A 17,027-nucleotide genomic window follows, 5' to 3' on the forward strand; every position below is an offset into this window, starting at 1 on the left:
ATTGCATCAAAAAGCATTCATGGATAAATCATGTACTGGTGCCAGCGATTTAAACGAGGACATTGTTCCGGTGTAATTACACAGTTTAGCATCATAGATTATAACCAAAAGGAAGGAGTCCTTCCCGTCTCGGGAATATTACTTTCCCGTTTGCAGTTTAAGAGACACTTAATGAGAAAGTAATAATTAAGTCATGCTCAACTCTACATTTTACATTGAGGATGGCGTAACAGGGTACGGCATACTACCGTACCCTTGTGTAGGGTTTATGTTTGAGGGAATTCTATAGCAAATGTGGCCGTGCCAGATTGACCACTTACAGCGGGAGTAACGGGATATGTGCGCTCTTCACCATTACCAAGATCCAGTGACAGCGATTTAGTTTCACCAGGCTGGACCGTAACTCCGGCAACCGTAACGCCGAACTGGGCGTTTTTCTGAACAGTCAGGGTTCCGTTTAACTGTCCGGTAATGATAGAACCGTCCTGACGACGCAACACACTGGTTCGGATGATGGCCAGCGGCGTGTTGTCCGTTGCTTTCAGTGCTACGGCTGTGGCCAGCGTCTTGAGATTATCCAGCATAATCAGGTTAGCTGGCTGGTAGGTAAAATTAAGCGTTTTAGTGGTCCGGTTACCTGATTCGTCAATAGCCAGAGCCTCCAGATGATACATCTGTCCCGATTCGTCAGTATTGGGGAAGATTCTGGGGTATTCAGGAATAAAGACATCCTTGGATAGCGGCGTGAATGCAAGGGTGACCTTTTCAGAGTTAGGTCCACCAGCGAGCTGAAGCGATATCAGGGAAGCATCCCCAGAGGCATCAGTAACGCTTATGCGTAGGTTCTCAAGCCCTTTAACCAGTTTTCCTTCTGCGTCTGCGCCATTAAAGCTGAACGCAATAACCGGAAGCGTTGAGTCAATTTTCAGCGGTGCATTAAGCGTTTTGGTTCCTGTGTTTCCAACAAGATCCGTGGCAGACACGCTAACAACCGTATAATCCCCGTCCGGTAGACCAGCGTATGAGAAAGTGGCGTTTTTGGTTTTATAATCGCTTTCACTGACAGTCACAGGCTTCAGGGTGAAAGTTTCCCCCCGGGCATTTTTAAGGGTGGCTTCGAAAACTTTGGTATCCCAGTAGCTGATGTTCCAGGCGTTGACGCGATCATTATCGGTGGCCGTCATAGTGATTGTCTTGGAGGCCTTGTTTACCTGAGCGACATTAACCACCGGTGGGTTGTTATCCCAGATAACCGTAAAATTACCAGCAAGCGCATCGAATATGCTGTCACCATCTTTTCCCGAGTAAAGATGCAGATACTCAAATCCTTTGTCACTGGTGTAGTTGAAGTTAACCGTCATCTCGCATGAACTTTGTCCGACAGGAATAGTGCAGAACCAGGCTGCATTTTTTACCGTTCTGAACTTTTGCACGTATGGTCGGGGTTCTGCGGTTACCTTTATGCGGCTAATGGTGGCGGTTTTAACGCTGATTGAGGCCTGAGTTAACCACTCACTGGTATCACTCCGGTACATCTCTTTAGCCACTATCTTCGGGGCTATTTCCATCGCCGGGGCTGGAGTGAAGTTGAGGGAGTTATGATGAATTCGTCTTACTCCTCCCGCCAGAGTCTGAAATTCATGATAAGTATCCCCCACATTTGGATATATGTATTTGAAAGTATAGATATTATAAGTGCTATCGGACGTCTGGAAATTCGAGTCCGCCCAGCCATATTTGGAACCGTTAACAGCAGTAAAGTCACTTTTCTTCCTTAATACCCGTACGGAAATAGGGTTCTGGAAGACGGTCATGCCAGACTGATAGGAGACCCATGATCCGGTAGTGGCGTCCTGCACCTGGATGATATCGTCAGGCTTAACCCGATCAATTACGCTTCGGCGGCTTAGTTCGCTCCTGTTTCCCGCTTTGTCATAAAGGTAGATCCCCACTTTATATTCAGAGCGGTTTTCCGGTGCCAGGGCATTGCTGCTTGCGTCGGCGACTTGAACGGTTACGCTACCTTCCACTGTATTAATTTCCGCTGGCTTTTTACGCTCCACTCCAGCGGCATCGGTTATGAAATATTCAGCATTAGCAAGCCCGGAACCTTTATCACTCAGTCCATTAAAGACCAGTGCCTGGACGCTGGCGTACTGCATACCGGCTGGTACTGAAGTGAAGATCGCTTCGCTGCCAAAGTTCCACCCATTTCTCGTATAACTTATGGTACCCGTTGCCGGAGGCGTTCGGTCAATTGCAAGCGGGTAATCCTGCCGGGAGACCTCCTTCCCTTGCAAGTCGGTAATCACCTCTCTGAGGGTGAAGCTATCTTCTCCCATCGCTGGTACGGTCAGAGTCTTGCCGTAATAATCAAAGCCTGTCGAAGATGTGGTACGGTCATCAACGGTAACCAGGCTGCTTTTCGTGCTCCAGATGAGGCTCCCGTCACTTTTCAGCAGACTGAGCGTAATATAACGGTCCAGACCGGAAATAACGGCAACGTCAAAGCTCGTTACCGGATTAATCCATACGGATGCAGGCGATACGGTCTTTTTAACGTTCAGGGTATCTTTAAAGCTGAATTCTGCGATTTCAGCGGAAGCTCCTGCGCTGAAACCTGCAAATGCAATAAGCAGGGCTAGTTTGATTTTCATGGGTTGTCTCCTGATCAGGTTCCCCATGATACTTTTTCAGTGTTCGTGATCTTTTCGGGAAAATAGCTATTTTTGATGTTTTTCTTTTCTGCCCGGCGGGACTTTTTTTGTTTACGTGAATGCAACAAAACCAGAAAAGTTACTTTTTGATAGGGTAAAATTAGGTTTCCCTAATTTCCAGAAGCAAGCGAAAGCAGAACTAGCTTAATAGCCATTAAGAACGCCATACCTATTGATAAATAACGCTCCTTACATTTAATGATTTGAGCATTTAAAAATGAATTAGCGAAAGAATTTTGGTTTGCTTTTTATTGCATGAGTAAAACAGTATTAATAATCCGGAGCCATTAGAACGTACTCTAAAGACTCCGGTATACAGATATCTTGCCAGTAAAAATGGCCTTACTCCTCATCATCCCCCAGCGCTTTTTTGATGGCGCGGCGGCGGGCTGCATCACCTACACGATATCCGACTGAATATACGTCATTCAACCGGCGCAGAATAAGATTTATTTCCTCATCCTGAATGTAGGCAGGTAAACACAGAACCACGTCGCCATCTTCATCATAGACTCGAACAACTTCCTTCTGCCCATCTCGCTCGCGAATAATCTGGACATGCTGAACCCTGGTGTATTCTGGGTTTACGCTCATTTTAAGTATCTCTCTGTAATTGTTGTTACCAGTTAGCTATAAGCCGGATAATTCTGGTATTCAGTGTTCTGCACAGCAATCGCCTGCTCGTGGATCATTGACACTGCCAGGCGGGCTTTAACTCGCTTGCTGGTGAGAAAACGCTTCACTTCTTTAAGTTCGCTGCCAGCCGACAGCATATTGAAGACATGCTGTTTGAGACTGTTGTTATTTTTGGCCACTTGTTTCTCCATCATCTTTGTACATGGTTATTTCAGGCTGGCCTGCCAGATCACACACGTTATCCATATGCTTTTGGACCCAGTCTGTTAGACCCAGACCTTCGGCCTTTGCCTGATTGACGTAACGCAGTTTACGTTCAGGGGTAACCCGCATCTGTAGTTGTGCCGTCGCTGGAACCGCCTCTTTCAGGGCGTTAAGGCCCCTCTGATCACGGGCCTGAATTGATGGTTTACCGCTAGGCATCTGATGTATCGCTCTCCCGGCGAGCGGTGGACAGCTCTATTTCTTTTGCGATAGCTTTATCTATGGCATCCAGCTGCATGGCAAACTTGATTTCAAGCGAACAGCGTAATGCCTTCAGGGCGCGTTCTTTGGTGCTGTATTGTGGTATGCCGTTCTGGCTACCATTCATGCCTCGCATGCGGCGGGAGGTTGCATCGACAACCTCTCCCTCTTCCCGTGTGCCGTGAACCGTAGTTCCGCTCCATGTCGGATAAACAGTGCCAGTGGCGGTGTTGAAGCTCCAGCCGTTTTGGTATTCCCCCGAGACCTCTGGTACGGGCATATCGCGTTCAACGCCATAGTCAGACCAGCGTAAAGCGCGGTTTATTCTGGCCTGTGCCACCAGCTCATCATACGCGGCTTGTTCTTTTTTATTCATCGCCATTTAGGGCAATCTCCTTAGAGGGGAATTAGGTGTTATATCGGTACGTAAGTGCTTTTCAGGCCTAATCTCTGACAAGGCCTGATGTGCCAGACTGCCGTTGCATTCACCGTTTTATGGCGGTTGACAGAGCCTCATTAAGAGCCGCAATTAGCTCAGGCGAAGTCGGCTCCAGATTTTTGGAAGCGTTCAGCAGCTCCTGAAGTGAAGAGATTTCCTTTGGCTCCACCTGGTTTGTTTCAGGTGCCGTTTTTTGCACTTCATCCAGTGTACGCTGTGCACCGTTATCCAGCACCAGCACCCCCCCGGCACGAATTTCTGAAATGGTGCGCAACGTATACATCAATTTATCCCAGACACGGCTACCAACCTCGAACCCGGAATCAGCTACTTTTTCTTCATTATGCTTTTGAAAAATTTCTTCTAACCAAGTGGTGAAGCGCTTTCCAAAAGTATTGGCGGCTAAAGAAGTGCAGGAATAAACCTGTTCGACCTGTTTTGTTCCATTTTTATCAGTGAATGTAATGAGACCGATTCGGCCACTGTTAACAGTGTAAAAGCGAGGTTGAAAGCCAGCTTTGAGAAGGTTTTCAATAGCTGAAAAAAAATCTTTTTTGAGCATCGGTTTCAAAATGGTTTTCCTTTTATGCCCGGTGCCGCCGGGGCGGTGGCGTTAAATATACGCCATGTAAGTAAATTAATTTATACCCATTTGATTGTCAATACAAACAAAAAAACAAACCATGTTTATTATTTTATCAACGATGCTATTTTAAAGTCCGTCTAAAATAAAAAACCAAAAAGTTAAATTTGAAGCCGTCCTTCCTAAATTCATTTCTTGCGCATATTAGCACCCTGCTTTAAGTAAATAATTTTTGAAAAAGTTGTCTGGAGGTTATTAGCTCGTGCATCTGGATTGGTAATATAAAGCCAACACAGAAAAGGAAAACAAAATGTATAAATTAGTATCTCCTCGTGAACTGACTGAGATTATTACCGGTTTACTGCTTAAACCTGAACTCCTTGGTGAGCTGGACTCACCAGAAAAGCATCGGATGTTTATGGCAGATTTAGGCCGCGTGGTGGCCGAACATTGTGGAGGTCTGGTAAACAGCGTCGTCTTGCCAGGAACAGAAGTTACAGTGTCGGATGGGTTACCGCTTAATGGCCAGCCGGTACGTTATCTCGGAATCAAAGAGAACATCCCTCACCTCCTTGTAGAGCCTGATGCTTCCTTACCTTCGCTCGCTAAAAACGTCTGGATGTATGCAGATCCTGAAGGCTGGAAAGAACATTTTGGAGCTGAGGAAGACTGCCTTACTCCTGAAATGATGCAGCTGTTCCGTAAAGGTATCCAGGCTCTTCAGAAAGAGCATGACACCCCTGAAATTAGCCTCACACTTCAGGACTGGCGCCTGGAGGAGGAAACACTGCCAGAAGAGGACAGTCAGGCCTATCAGGTCAGCGTTACCGGCCAACATAACATCCACTGTGAAGTTGTTAACAAGGAAGGTAACCCCTGTTTTGGTGTCATGTTCGAAATCGATCAGGGTGTGCCTGCCTTACACATCAACACCGGCGGGGATATGTTGCTCCACATTCATTGCGCCCATAACGGACTCGTTCTGACCCCTGATGCAAGCGGTCAGCGATTTGATAAGGCTCCCGTTGACCGCTTCTCTTATAACAGCCCATCCCTGCTGTTGTCTGCCGACTAACCAAGGCCAAATCTGAATTGTCCCGTTTAAGTAACCAACCCGCTGCCGCCAGGCGGGTAAATCCTCTTAATGGAGTTTTAATGCAAATCTCAACTGAAGTTCTGAACGTCTTATCTCGCTGCCGTGCTGAAGGGAACTTTCTTTTCCTGGCCGACCAGCTCGACCGCAGCATTTATGTTAAGACAAACAAAGTGCTCGAAGCCGCCGGTGGCAAATGGAACCGAAAAGAGCAGGCACATATTTTTACGGCGGATGCAGCTGAGCGTATCGAGCAAATCATTCTGACAGGTTCGGTTGACATCCCACGAGATCTGTTCAATTTCTTCCCTACACCTGAGAATTTAGTCACAGATATGGTTCTACGCGCTGAACCAGCTGCCGGGGAGCGTGTACTGGAGCCAGAGTTTGGTGATGGCCGCATTCTGAAAGCCTTAAAACTGGCGGCTCCGGATGCATTGATTACCGGGATCGAATTGAACGATGAGCGATTCCTTGCAGTGAAGAACGATAGTGTCCTTAGCACAGGAGTCGAGCTGGTGCATACCGACTTTCTTGGGTACCAGCCCGATGAAACTTTTGATGTTATCGTTATGAATCCACCATTCCTTAAACGCTCTGACGTTAAACAAGTCATGCATGCCATCGCAATGCTCGCTAAGCGAGGTCGCTTACAGGCCATTCTGTCAGCTGGGGTATTGTTCCGGGAAGACACACTGACAAAAGCGCTCAGGGAGCGAGTCAAACAACTTGGCGGACAAATTTCGCCTCTTCCGGATGATACATTTAGGGAGTCCGGAACAAAGGTCAAAACAGCCCGCCTTGAAATTGATCTTCGCCGCTAACTGACAAGCAACCGGAAAGAAATCTTAATACGAGTAGCCGGTTAAAGTTACCTGACCGGCTTAACTGACTAAATCAATAAAGAGTGAACAGAAATGACGCATACTGCCGTTTCTCAGGCTAATAGTGCTTTGCAGCTACCCACGGTGGAGCATGTCTACGCTCTTCTGAAAGCAAATTGTAAACCTGACCGCTTTGACGGGCGTGACGGACCCGTGTGGGGCCAGGAATACTCGTGGAATCTGGCAAAAGATCGCTTACAGGATCTGGAGAAATACGGTAAGGCATATGTCTCCCGTCATGAAGACCGTATGGGGGAAGGATTTAGTTTTGGTCCTGACCTGTTAATTATTCGCTAACGCTCCTAATGCCTGATGATATGGTAAGCACAACTGGAAAAATATGTTTTCAAAGCCTATGACCACTTTCACACCAGAACGTATTGAACAAATTTTGGAATTTGCCGAGGGTAGTAACCCAAGCGAAGCAATGAGTCTCAGAGCTGACGAAGTTGCTGTACTGGCACGTATTGGAAAGGCAGTTATGTCGATTGCGCCTGTTTATCAGTGCGAGTTTTGCCACCATGACGCAACCGGGCAACTTCAGTGGCACTGGGAAGATGTGAACAAAGCTTTTTATGATAAATACGATCCAGACAGACGCGGAAGACGTCGAATCCTCTATACCGCCCCGCCGATGCCTTTAGTTTCGGCTGACCTGCTTAACATGGCTTCATCTGCTATTGAAGACTTGCTCACTAACAAAGACAGAAGTGGTGCGGGAATGTGGAATGACATTCCAGAACAGCTACGACGCGCAGCAGAACTGGTAATGGATAATAGCCGGGCCGCTGAAACAGAAGCGATGCTGATGCGTCTTTATGTAGAATGTGACACAGGTGAGCGCAGGGGCAACGGCACTCAATCTGGCGTAGCAATGCCTTCTTGGCAAACCGTTGAAGAGGCACGTGTGTTGCTAGGGGTGAAATGATGCAGTTCTCGCCAGGGCAGTTTGTAATTCACAACAAGAAGCGCCTTGCGGAACGAAGGTAGACGTACTGACTGAGGTTCACTCCCCTCTCGACTGGTGGCGTAATGCCGCCAGGTTTTGATTCATATATGCCGTCCGTTAACGCATTTATATCTGACATACCTAATTTATCCTGATTCTTTTTTACACAAAGTAAAAGCATCACTTAATGCGATATGTGGATGCCGATAGTTTCAGGCTAATGTTATAAGTTTTGCAATCGTTGCCAGTTTGGACACCACAGAAATGTCAGATGTAATTCCAAAAAGAAAGATTTCCGTCCTGAACGCACAATAAGGTTTGTCGAAAGGCAAATTATAGATTTGTAATTTCGAGCACCATATGGAGAAGTTTTTTATACTTTTACGAACATAGTGACCTTTAGGAAAAGCTTAAAATAACACCAAACCTAAAGGGGAATAAGAATGAAACATCTCGCTTTTATTACTGCTGTAGCCGGACTCGGTATGTCTGTTCAGGCCCCAGCTCAGATATATGAATCGGCCTTTAAAGACACGAACGGTATTGAGATCCACGCCCCGTCTTCTCGTCTTATGCTTAATCCGGCATCACCGGTAACTTTGACACTTATTTCAGGTCTTGATCGTTTCGTTAATGTCAAAGTCACGAAAGACACTGGAACTGTCATTCTTAATACTACGACTACACGGACGGGTGTATCAGACCGACTAACAGCTGCTGACGGTAGTGAGTTCTACGGCAAAAAAGTAACTTTGCCTGCTTTGGGTGAAGGCAAATTTGTCGTTCAGATAAACGTGTTAGATCTCAATCAGAAGCCTGTAGCGACCTATAACTATAACTGGCTAATTGATGTCACCCCTCCAGCGGCAAATGCTCTTACCGCTAATACTGGTTCTGGCTCTACCGCTGGTGACGTGTGGAAGCTTGGATTAGAGGCAACGGGGCAGTATGACTTCACCTCTTCGGGCGTAAGTGATGCAAATGGTATTGATAAGGGCCTAATATATATTTACAGGCAGGACGGTAGCCTCTACAGCACTACACAGATGCAGTATGACGTATCCGGCCAAAAGATGTACCACACTTACTCTAAGAATTCAGTTAAGGGAACCGGAATACCAGACAGCAACCTGGATGAAGACTTTACTGCAAAAGTTGTTATCTTCGATAACGCAGGTAATAGCCGAACGCTGCCAACTCAAAAATTTCGCTACGACAACACGCTGGGTGAGATGACACTGTGGGCCGTTCATGATCCAAATACGTCTTCCAGCGTCGTACCCGGGGTTTCTAATTATCCGGCTTACAAAGCCGGTATGGTCGTTAACGAAAACCCTATTCGATTAGTCTACCGGATCCCAAAATCTAACTACCGTGCTTATTCAGAAGGTGGGCTTCAGTTCATCAATCAATATTCCGCCCCCAAAGAGATAGCTGTAGACAGCACTTATGCTTATGTTGAAATGACTCTTCCCTATGGCTCAATTAATGGGGATATGGCTCGTATGGCGAACTTTGGCCAGTGGGGAGGGTATTATCCGTCATACAGCCTCGTTCTAAACCCATCTGCAAACCAAACGCCTGCATTTGCGGGTACCTGGGTAGATTTCCTCGATGATAAGGGGAACTGGGTTAAGTGGAAGGATTTTGAGAGTGTGGCTTCATCACGACTGCCAATTAAAATTTCCCGACTTCGTTTTAACGTTGAAGCCCGGCCCTTTGCACAAGAGATCGGCGGTAAGGCGACCTGCACCATTCCGGCAGGAAAAACCTCGTGTGAAGCGCCTGAGACGTTTGATATGGCCTTGGGTACCCAGGGCTACAATAGGATCCTTTACTTCGTTCGCAGCATCAGCAATCCCATTTTGCGGTCTGAGCAATGGATTATGACACGCTGGAACAATAAACAACTGCCGGTAATAAACTCGATATCATATGACGAGACTAACAAGCAGCTGGATGTACTGGCGTCACTTGAAGGCGATGGTAACTGGTTCGACTCGGTCTCATTGAGGGAATTTTATCTTTCCGATAAGAACACCGGTACCCGGATGTCACCCACAGGCGTAATCAAATCTCGTATCTCAGGTAACTACACGATTGCTTATGATTTATCCCGTCAGTCTGAAGGAAAATACAACGTTGAGGTCAACATCAGGGACTTCTTCCAGAACCAGACCAATAAAACTTTCGGAGAAATTGCTCTGGATAACACTCCTCCGACAGTGGCCATAACATTCGACGGAAAGCCGGTAAAAGACGATACGGTAGTGTACGGCCTGGAGAACCTCAGGATCGCTCTGGCAGATAATCTGACAACCCCGAGGATAACCCGTCTTCAGCTCGTAGGTGGCCCCACAGCTGATAACGTTGAGCTTACGTGGTCACCGGCAGGCAAAGATACATACATGCCTGAGTATCCGAGGCTGTTCCCAAATTTCGAACCATCTGAAAATTATTCAATTAGCGTAACAGTTGCCGATAGTCAGTCGAATACCAAAACCTATACTCAGAAGTTCAGTTATCTACCGAATAACCTTGTGCAGTTACATAATCTACGCACATTATCGGTCAGTTCGCCTCTCAAAACGACAGATGGCGTACCCCTTGCGTACCTGTCCACTAACGTTCTGCGTAAGACAAATGGAGAAATTGCTAAAGGGGTCCAGAACGCAACGCTGACTGTGCGGAAGGATGCAGCCTTCGGTATTAAATTTAACGGGGCACAGGCGGCTCCAGGTGAGTCAGTTGAGGTGCAAATAGATATGGGCCAGGGGGATAATCTTCTGTTACCCGTTTATCCTTCCGAAAATGGGAAAGTTGGCACCTCAGAATTCATGATTCAGATCGACGAGTTGAAGTAACTACCCGGAGCCGACAGTAAAACTGACGGCTTCAATTTTACTGCCCTCCTTGACTCCGATCAGCCAGTACGTCTTCAGAGATTCGCAAGGAAGAACCGAAAGAAAAGTTACTTTAATCGTACGTTTCCAGCGATGCTTTTAAAAGACAATGCACACTCGTTGATTACGACAATGGGAGTGAGTGTCGAAACCCTTGAGTAAGGATACCCGGTAAATATACAGCCCCGGGGATCCTCTTCCTTCAACCGGGGATGACAACGGTAGTGAGTCCGGCAACTCACTCCCGTTGTCACTTCTCTGACATATCGTCATACGAGCTTACTCAAGTGCATCCACAAAGATGGGATCGTTTTGAATCTAAACTGGTACTGGTTAGCCAGTCACTTGCATCTATTCCCCCGTCGATACTTAAGTGACAATTGTAGTGATCTGCAATACTGGTGTCTCAGAAACACTGACGACGGTAGAGACTCAATACCCTAACCCCTGACAACAGGAGTGAGCTTAGAGGTGTTACGCTGCTGTCACTTAATGCTTGGGAATTGCCTGACTCACAACCATTGTCATCCGGAGCTACTGATTAACGTTGAACCGCTGGACTTTAATGACAGTGGTAGTGATGGATAGGCTCATTTCCATTGTCGTCATTTTATCGGACAAGCCTCTTCGTCCTACAGGTTTAAGCTGACAATGGTAGTGATTGGATGATCTCACTACTGTTGTCACTCAGTTCTTTGAGCGGACCCTTCCCTCGGTTGGTCGGCATTAACAACGGTAGTGACTCGATTGGCTCACTGCCATTGTCATCGTGTAAATGACGTACCTTATCAGCTCAGCTGAAAGCAATGACAACGGAAGTGACTCTAATTGCTCACTGCCATTGTCGTCGTGTCTATTGAGAGCCTTATCAGTGCACCTGAAAAGCAATGACAACGGTAGTGATTCTAATGGCTCACTACCGTTGTCACCGTGTGTATTGAGAGGATGGTCCACTTAACTGGACGTCTATGACAATGGTAGTGACTTTAATAGCTCACTACCATTGTCGGCGTGTGAATTGAGAGGATGATCAGCTCAGCTGTACGGCCATGACAATAGTAATGACTTAATGAGCTCACTACCGTTGTCACCCTGTTAATTAAGAGGCTCATCTGCTCTTCTGGAAGGCTATGACAACGGAAGTGACTTGCTGGGCTCAGTGCCATTGTCGCCGTATGAATTGAGAGGATCATCCGCTCTTCTGGATGGCAATGACAACGGTAATGACTTAATAGGCTCACTACCGTTGTCATCCTGTAAGTTAAGAGGTTGATCTGCTCAACGGGACGACTATGACAACGGTAGTGACTTGCTGGGCTCACTACCATTGTCACCCTGTGAATTGAGAGGTAGATCCGCTTAACCAGACGTCCATGACAACGGTAGTGACTTTCTGGGCTCAATACCGTTGTCACCCTGTGATTTAAGAGGTTGACCCGCTCTACTGGACGGCCATGACAACGGTAGTCACTTTCTGGGCTCACTACCGTTGTCGCCACATAGAATGAGAGGAGCATCAGCTCAGCTGAACGGCAATGACTACAGTAATGAGCTGGATGAAGCATAACCATTGACATCTGGCCCAACCGGAAGCCGTATTCGCCAATCCAATCGAGATTCACAATGGCCGTGACTCGCCGCATTAAGTTCCGGTGTCCTCCCAAAGCTGAACGCACACTCGGAGGACAATGACAATGCCAGTAAGGTACACATCATTACCATTGTCACTATAGCTACCAGAGAAGCCGGGATTTGAATGTCGATGGTAGTGAGTGGGTCAACTCACTGCCATTGTCACCCCGTTACGATATTTTCCGTTGGATGTACTGGCCAATGAAGTAAAGCGTAGAAACCGGGTGTTAACAGGTGACTCAGGAGAAAGCGTTGAATTCGCAATCTCGATCTACATAGGGTGGTAGAGAACAATGACAACGGTAATGACTTTTGACTCATTACCGTTGACGTGAAAGAGCGGGCTGGGACTAACGAAAATCGAAGAAGTAATTTAGCACCCGGAGCCTGAACCGCCGGGTTAACTTTAGCTGGCGTTGCTGTTCTTTTTCTGGCTTCGAAGACTACGAATATAGCGCAGTTCTTCAGCGGTTAAATCATGGACGGTAAGAACATCATCGCCGTCTATCGGGTCAGCTGGTGGGCATAACTCACCTTCTAAAACAGAAGACCCTGAGTTCTCTTCTTCATCTTCAACCACTTCTAAAGGAGGCTGAGTATTGTTCAAATTCAGATCGGGATCCCGCTTATGAATCTGGAAGTATACTTTTCCGTCTTTCTTAATTTCGGTGTACTGGAGGTATCCTATCGATGCCAACTCTTCAAGAGCCTTTCTCACGGTAGCATTCTGACTATTTGCTCGTGTTTTGAGGTTCAGACGATTTTTCAGCCGAGTAAGGGATATCGGTATAGGATTTGGCGGTAATGACTCTATGAACGTATAGAGAGCCTGGGCGCTTTCCTTCTTGGCCAACTCCTTAATTGCCTTCAGCTGCATCAAAACCTTATGATCGTATTGATAGAGCTCGAAAATCTTAGGATCAACCTGAAGGACAACCTGATCTGATTCCGGGTCTAACAGGGCAGACTGTACCAGATGCGTTGTATAGACTTTGGACGAGTTATTACTGGTGAACGACAAGGTAACGGATGCTAACCTGCGTAAGGAGGCGTCTATACGTTTTCTGGACGCTGTAGATGAGCGATAATTTTCAGGCGTACATAGCTTGAGGAATTCAGTGAATTTTAAGCTTATCGTGTCATTGTTAATCGGATGATTGGCATAGGTTCGAATGATGCCCATCCACGTCTTAAAATCTACTGACATATCAAGACGCTCACCGACAATTGAAATATTGGTGAACCCCTCGCTCTCCATTAAAGAGAGCGTCTGTAACTCTTTCGTTGCGTCAAAGCCAACCGTTTTATATTCCCGATTTTGACGCCCCACACTCTTTGGTGATGGGACGAACAGCCCGAGCCGCATCAAAGCAATAGACTGCACCGTACGGTTGCTGTTAGGACGCAAAATGATGTCTTTACCTGATTCTTTCTCTCTAACAGAGAAAGCCCTGGTGACCAGGTCCTGCTGCTCAGTATCTTTCTCTTTAGTCATAATAAGTTATCACTGAATGTGTAAACAGATTGGTGAATAGTAAGCCCCAGCGAACTCTATGTCACTGGATGGATCATTGTGATGATCCATATCTGTGCATAAGTTCTACCTAAAAAAACGACTCCACTCATTAAAACTTGGCAAAAACTCTTTGCATACAATGACCTGCAACTCTTATCAACAACGGATCAGATCAAGTTAAAAAGATCTAATGAAAAGTCACTACTATTGTCGCTCTGATCACTACTGATGTCAAAAAACTCATTACCAACGTTATAATAATCACTACCAATGTCAAAATAATCACTACTGTTGTCACTGATCACGTCTCAGGCCTTGTGCCGTCTGGCCTGGAGGCAGCGGGGATCTCTTTTGATCTATCAGGAACACTAAGGTACTAATTATTGGAACTACCTTGTGGAAAATGGGGATAAATAAATGCTTAGTTCTTATACAGGTCTCAACTTGCCTCCCTGATAAAAACTGTCGTCAAAGCTAAATCACAGCCACAGGCATTTTCGGTGGATAAATTTTTGAGAAATAGAAGCATACATGCAGACTCGTGTCGCAAGTAATTGAAAGTAATAATTTATTTAAATAATGCGAGTCACCTTACCTTACAGTGGAAGTTTAAGTCTAACCTCACTACCATTGTCACTTAAAATCATTACCAACGTCGAAATAGTCTCTACCATTGTCTTTTAAGTCACTCCCGTTGTCACTTATGTCGCTACTGTTGTCAGTGACAATGCTCCAGCCCAGTAACCATGCGGCCTACAGCGTACCGGGATCTTCTTTGTACTCTCTGGCACCTTTGGGATCATTTATTGGATCTACATGAGGGATAAAATCTTTTGACGATTTCGTAGTGCAGTTATACCAGCGACTTAGCAAGACAAAAGCTGCAATTTAGTGACGAGTTACTAGTCTGCCCAACAAGAGCAATGCAGAGAAGATATGTGGTGAAATGACCATGGTAGTGAGTCTAATCACTACCATGGTCCGCAGTAAGCGTTACTTACGCAATGAACGTCGGACTGATTTGCAACAACATGGGCTACGGCGCATCAGAAGACGGCCGTTGTGCTTCAGCAAAACAGCCCTGCTTTATTTTAATTCTTCAATGTTAATCATGAACTCAGATCTGCCTGTAAGGCCGGATACAGCAGGGAAAATAGGAAAGCTACGGCTGTCCCCGAGCCCCAAATCCAGTTGAAGCTCTTTGCTTTCACCTGGCATCGCAGAAACACCATTTACAGTCACGCCGAATGCAGCGTCCTTACGGACAGTAAGCACTGCGTCCTGAAGCCCTGTAGCGATTGAACCATCCTTTTTACGCAGCTGGCTGGCATACAGAACAGCCAGAGGAGTATTGTCAGATGTTTTGAGAGAAGCATTGACAGCTAAGGTTTTCAGATTCTCTAGCCTGACGAGATTGTTTGGAAGGTAGTTAAATTCGACTGAGCTTTCTTTAACGTTGTTCATCTCATCTTTGGCCTGAACTGTGAGAGTGTATGTTTCGCCTTCATTAAGAGACGGAAAGATCTTGGGATAATTAGGTGCATACAGGTTGTTTCCCAGATTCACCCAAGACAATTCCACCGCATCAGAAACAGGGCCACCGCGAAGAGTCATACGGCTTAAGGATGGTTTAGTTAGAGCATCGGTGAGCTGTATACGGACGTTCTCCAGCCCATATACTGTTACGTTTTTGCTGATCGGTTTTCCTTCGTAGCTAATACTTACAGATGGTGCTGTATTATCAACGACAACAGTTTGATAAGGGAGGTTACCGGTATTGTTGAATGTATCTTGGGCATTAATTACCACGTTATAACTGCCTTCTGGTACCTCTTTCATGTTGAACTCATACGTGTAGTTCCCAGACGCCATATTTCTACCTGTTTGTTTGCCGGTTACGCTTATTTCTGCGTTGTTACGGTTTTTATCTGACAACCAAACTCGATTTACATAAACATGGTCGAAATATGAACCATCTCCAGGTTGATTCACGTAAACCTGGAGAATGTTGGTGGTTTCAATGTAATCAAATCCAGTGACGGAGGGACCCAGTGTATGCCAGGCTATATTCTCCCATATAGGGGCAAAGAAGGTTGCTTCGGTGGTTGACCTTACTTCATAGCCACTATGAAGATAGCCGGTAGTGCCATTTATAATATCCTGGGGCAAAGAGACGGTACAGGTTGTTGAGCCAGCTGGAATACTGCATGTTGCTCCGCCAGTGATTTTTTGATCATATGGCCTAGCCTGTACATTGAACCGGATATTAGTAAGTTTTATAGGCATATCAGATGCCTTGAACAGGTTCCAGTTTACGCTGTTGAACCATGTTCCATCAGCCTTTTGTCGTTCTATGGGTGAACTTCCCCAAGCCGGACTCTTTACAGAGGCAGGATCCCAGTTGAGCCAGCTGGCATACTGACCAAGATCTCCTCCAGACCATTGATATGTATTCACAGGTCTATAGTAGTTTCCATCTAAGGCACCCTGTGGCAGCTTAACTTCCACGTAGACATAGGTGGCATCTTCGGAAAGGACCTGTACTCCGCCATAGTTATTGGTAATGCTCATGCCACCATTTCGATATGGCTTCCAGTTAGTTCTTGGGATACGTATAACCAACTTGTAGGGGTTTTCCAGCACTGTAAGGCCTCGTTTAAACGGGACGTATCCCGAAGAAATGCCGGGTACAACACTGGTGCTTACACGTGAGTCATGAACTGCAAATGGCGTAAATTCTCCCATTTGATCGTCATATAAAAACCGCTGGGGAGGAATGTTAAGCGTATTTCCTGCCAGGTCCGTAACGATGAAATTGAAGGTGAATTCTTCATCAAGATCACTTGAGGGCATGCCAGCCTGGGTGTTCATATCTTTAATCCACGGATAGAACGCACGTTTATTGGCTGTGTCATAACTCAGGTTATTGTCGGAGACCACAGAACCATTACTTCGTTTAATGACAAGACGGATCTTGGCAATTCCACTAGCATCCTCAATACCGTCTGCAAATATAGAAAACTGGCCACTACCGCCTCGGCCCAACTCCCAAAGTGGCCCAGAAAGTACCATGTCGTAACCTGCGTTTTGACTCGGATAAATACTCTTATAGTGGATTGGCCCCTATATTTCCATACACTTTTTATCACTTAACCCATGACTGGTTCGTCGCCGCAGATATTCCCGTGGCGAACGATACCCCAGTGCACT

Annotated in this window: 12 protein-coding genes; 5 read left to right on the forward strand and 7 right to left on the reverse strand. The window is 46.2% G+C overall.

Annotated features, from left to right (window positions below):
• Window positions 1-266: 266 nt before the first annotated feature.
• The 5 genes from ACMWKA_RS23220 to ACMWKA_RS23240 form a co-directional block, all read right to left on the reverse strand.
• A complete protein-coding gene (locus tag ACMWKA_RS23220) occupies window positions 267-2,657 on the reverse strand; it encodes an Ig-like domain-containing protein (protein ID WP_000694551.1) in 2,391 nt (796 codons plus the stop codon).
• A gap of 402 nt (window positions 2,658-3,059) precedes the next feature.
• Entirely contained in the window at window positions 3,060-3,311 is a 252-nt protein-coding gene (locus tag ACMWKA_RS23225) for a hypothetical protein (protein ID WP_000115760.1), read from the reverse strand.
• 32 nt (window positions 3,312-3,343) lie between these two features.
• Window positions 3,344-3,532: a hypothetical protein gene (locus ACMWKA_RS23230; protein WP_001107529.1), complete on the reverse strand. Its 189-nt coding sequence runs from the start codon at window positions 3,530-3,532 to the stop codon at window positions 3,344-3,346.
• 236 nt (window positions 3,533-3,768) lie between these two features.
• Entirely contained in the window at window positions 3,769-4,200 is a 432-nt protein-coding gene (locus ACMWKA_RS23235; RefSeq protein WP_001251242.1) for a hypothetical protein, read from the reverse strand.
• Window positions 4,201-4,303: 103 nt separating this feature from the next.
• A complete protein-coding gene (locus ACMWKA_RS23240) occupies window positions 4,304-4,819 on the reverse strand; it encodes a hypothetical protein (RefSeq protein ID WP_012695482.1) in 516 nt (171 codons plus the stop codon).
• A 331-nt stretch (window positions 4,820-5,150) separates the two neighbouring features.
• Between ACMWKA_RS23240 and ACMWKA_RS23245 the strand changes: the two genes are divergently transcribed.
• The 5 genes from ACMWKA_RS23245 (at window position 5,151) to ACMWKA_RS23265 (ending at window position 10,630) form a co-directional block, all read left to right on the forward strand.
• Entirely contained in the window at window positions 5,151-5,915 is a 765-nt protein-coding gene (locus ACMWKA_RS23245) for a hypothetical protein (protein WP_000277498.1), read from the forward strand.
• A gap of 80 nt (window positions 5,916-5,995) precedes the next feature.
• Window positions 5,996-6,757, forward strand: coding sequence for a methyltransferase (locus tag ACMWKA_RS23250; protein ID WP_001167418.1), 762 nt, complete (start codon window positions 5,996-5,998; stop codon window positions 6,755-6,757).
• Window positions 6,758-6,850: 93 nt separating this feature from the next.
• Entirely contained in the window at window positions 6,851-7,114 is a 264-nt protein-coding gene (locus ACMWKA_RS23255) for a hypothetical protein (protein WP_000149862.1), read from the forward strand.
• Window positions 7,115-7,157: 43 nt separating this feature from the next.
• Window positions 7,158-7,745, forward strand: a complete 588-nt coding sequence (locus ACMWKA_RS23260; RefSeq protein WP_000491820.1) for a hypothetical protein — start codon at window positions 7,158-7,160, stop codon at window positions 7,743-7,745.
• Between the two features lie 464 nt (window positions 7,746-8,209).
• Window positions 8,210-10,630, forward strand: a complete 2,421-nt coding sequence (locus tag ACMWKA_RS23265) for an Ig-like domain-containing protein (RefSeq protein ID WP_000681217.1) — start codon at window positions 8,210-8,212, stop codon at window positions 10,628-10,630.
• 2,077 nt (window positions 10,631-12,707) lie between these two features.
• Here the strand turns inward: ACMWKA_RS23265 and repHI2 are convergent.
• Both repHI2 and ACMWKA_RS23275 read right to left on the reverse strand, forming a co-directional pair.
• Entirely contained in the window at window positions 12,708-13,796 is a 1,089-nt protein-coding gene (repHI2, locus tag ACMWKA_RS23270; RefSeq protein WP_000159528.1) for an IncHI-type plasmid replication initiator protein RepHI2, read from the reverse strand.
• Between the two features lie 1,107 nt (window positions 13,797-14,903).
• Complete coding sequence (locus ACMWKA_RS23275; RefSeq protein WP_244583777.1) at window positions 14,904-16,889, reverse strand: Ig-like domain-containing protein; 1,986 nt, start codon at window positions 16,887-16,889, stop codon at window positions 14,904-14,906.
• Window positions 16,890-17,027: the final 138 nt, after the last annotated feature.

This window comes from Enterobacter sp. 03-F-07-AD-ECC (assembly GCF_047530935.1).
In the GTDB taxonomy this organism is placed as follows: Bacteria; Pseudomonadota; Gammaproteobacteria; order Enterobacterales; family Enterobacteriaceae; genus Enterobacter; species Enterobacter cloacae.

Bases quoted from the DNA above. Each gene is read 5' to 3' on its own strand.
- ACMWKA_RS23240 (WP_012695482.1), bottom strand. From the start codon at position 4,819: ATGCTCAAAAAAGATTTTTTTTCAGCTATTGAAAACCTTCTCAAAGCT.
- ACMWKA_RS23245 (WP_000277498.1), top strand. From the start codon at position 5,151: ATGTATAAATTAGTATCTCCTCGTGAACTGACTGAGATTATTACCGGT.
- ACMWKA_RS23275 (WP_244583777.1), bottom strand. From the start codon at position 16,889: ATGGTACTTTCTGGGCCACTTTGGGAGTTGGGCCGAGGCGGTAGTGGC.
- ACMWKA_RS23265 (WP_000681217.1), top strand. From the start codon at position 8,210: ATGAAACATCTCGCTTTTATTACTGCTGTAGCCGGACTCGGTATGTCT.
- ACMWKA_RS23220 (WP_000694551.1), bottom strand. From the start codon at position 2,657: ATGAAAATCAAACTAGCCCTGCTTATTGCATTTGCAGGTTTCAGCGCA.
- ACMWKA_RS23250 (WP_001167418.1), top strand. From the start codon at position 5,996: ATGCAAATCTCAACTGAAGTTCTGAACGTCTTATCTCGCTGCCGTGCT.
- repHI2 (WP_000159528.1), bottom strand. From the start codon at position 13,796: ATGACTAAAGAGAAAGATACTGAGCAGCAGGACCTGGTCACCAGGGCT.
- ACMWKA_RS23260 (WP_000491820.1), top strand. From the start codon at position 7,158: ATGTTTTCAAAGCCTATGACCACTTTCACACCAGAACGTATTGAACAA.
- ACMWKA_RS23225 (WP_000115760.1), bottom strand. From the start codon at position 3,311: ATGAGCGTAAACCCAGAATACACCAGGGTTCAGCATGTCCAGATTATT.
- ACMWKA_RS23235 (WP_001251242.1), bottom strand. From the start codon at position 4,200: ATGGCGATGAATAAAAAAGAACAAGCCGCGTATGATGAGCTGGTGGCA.
- ACMWKA_RS23255 (WP_000149862.1), top strand. From the start codon at position 6,851: ATGACGCATACTGCCGTTTCTCAGGCTAATAGTGCTTTGCAGCTACCC.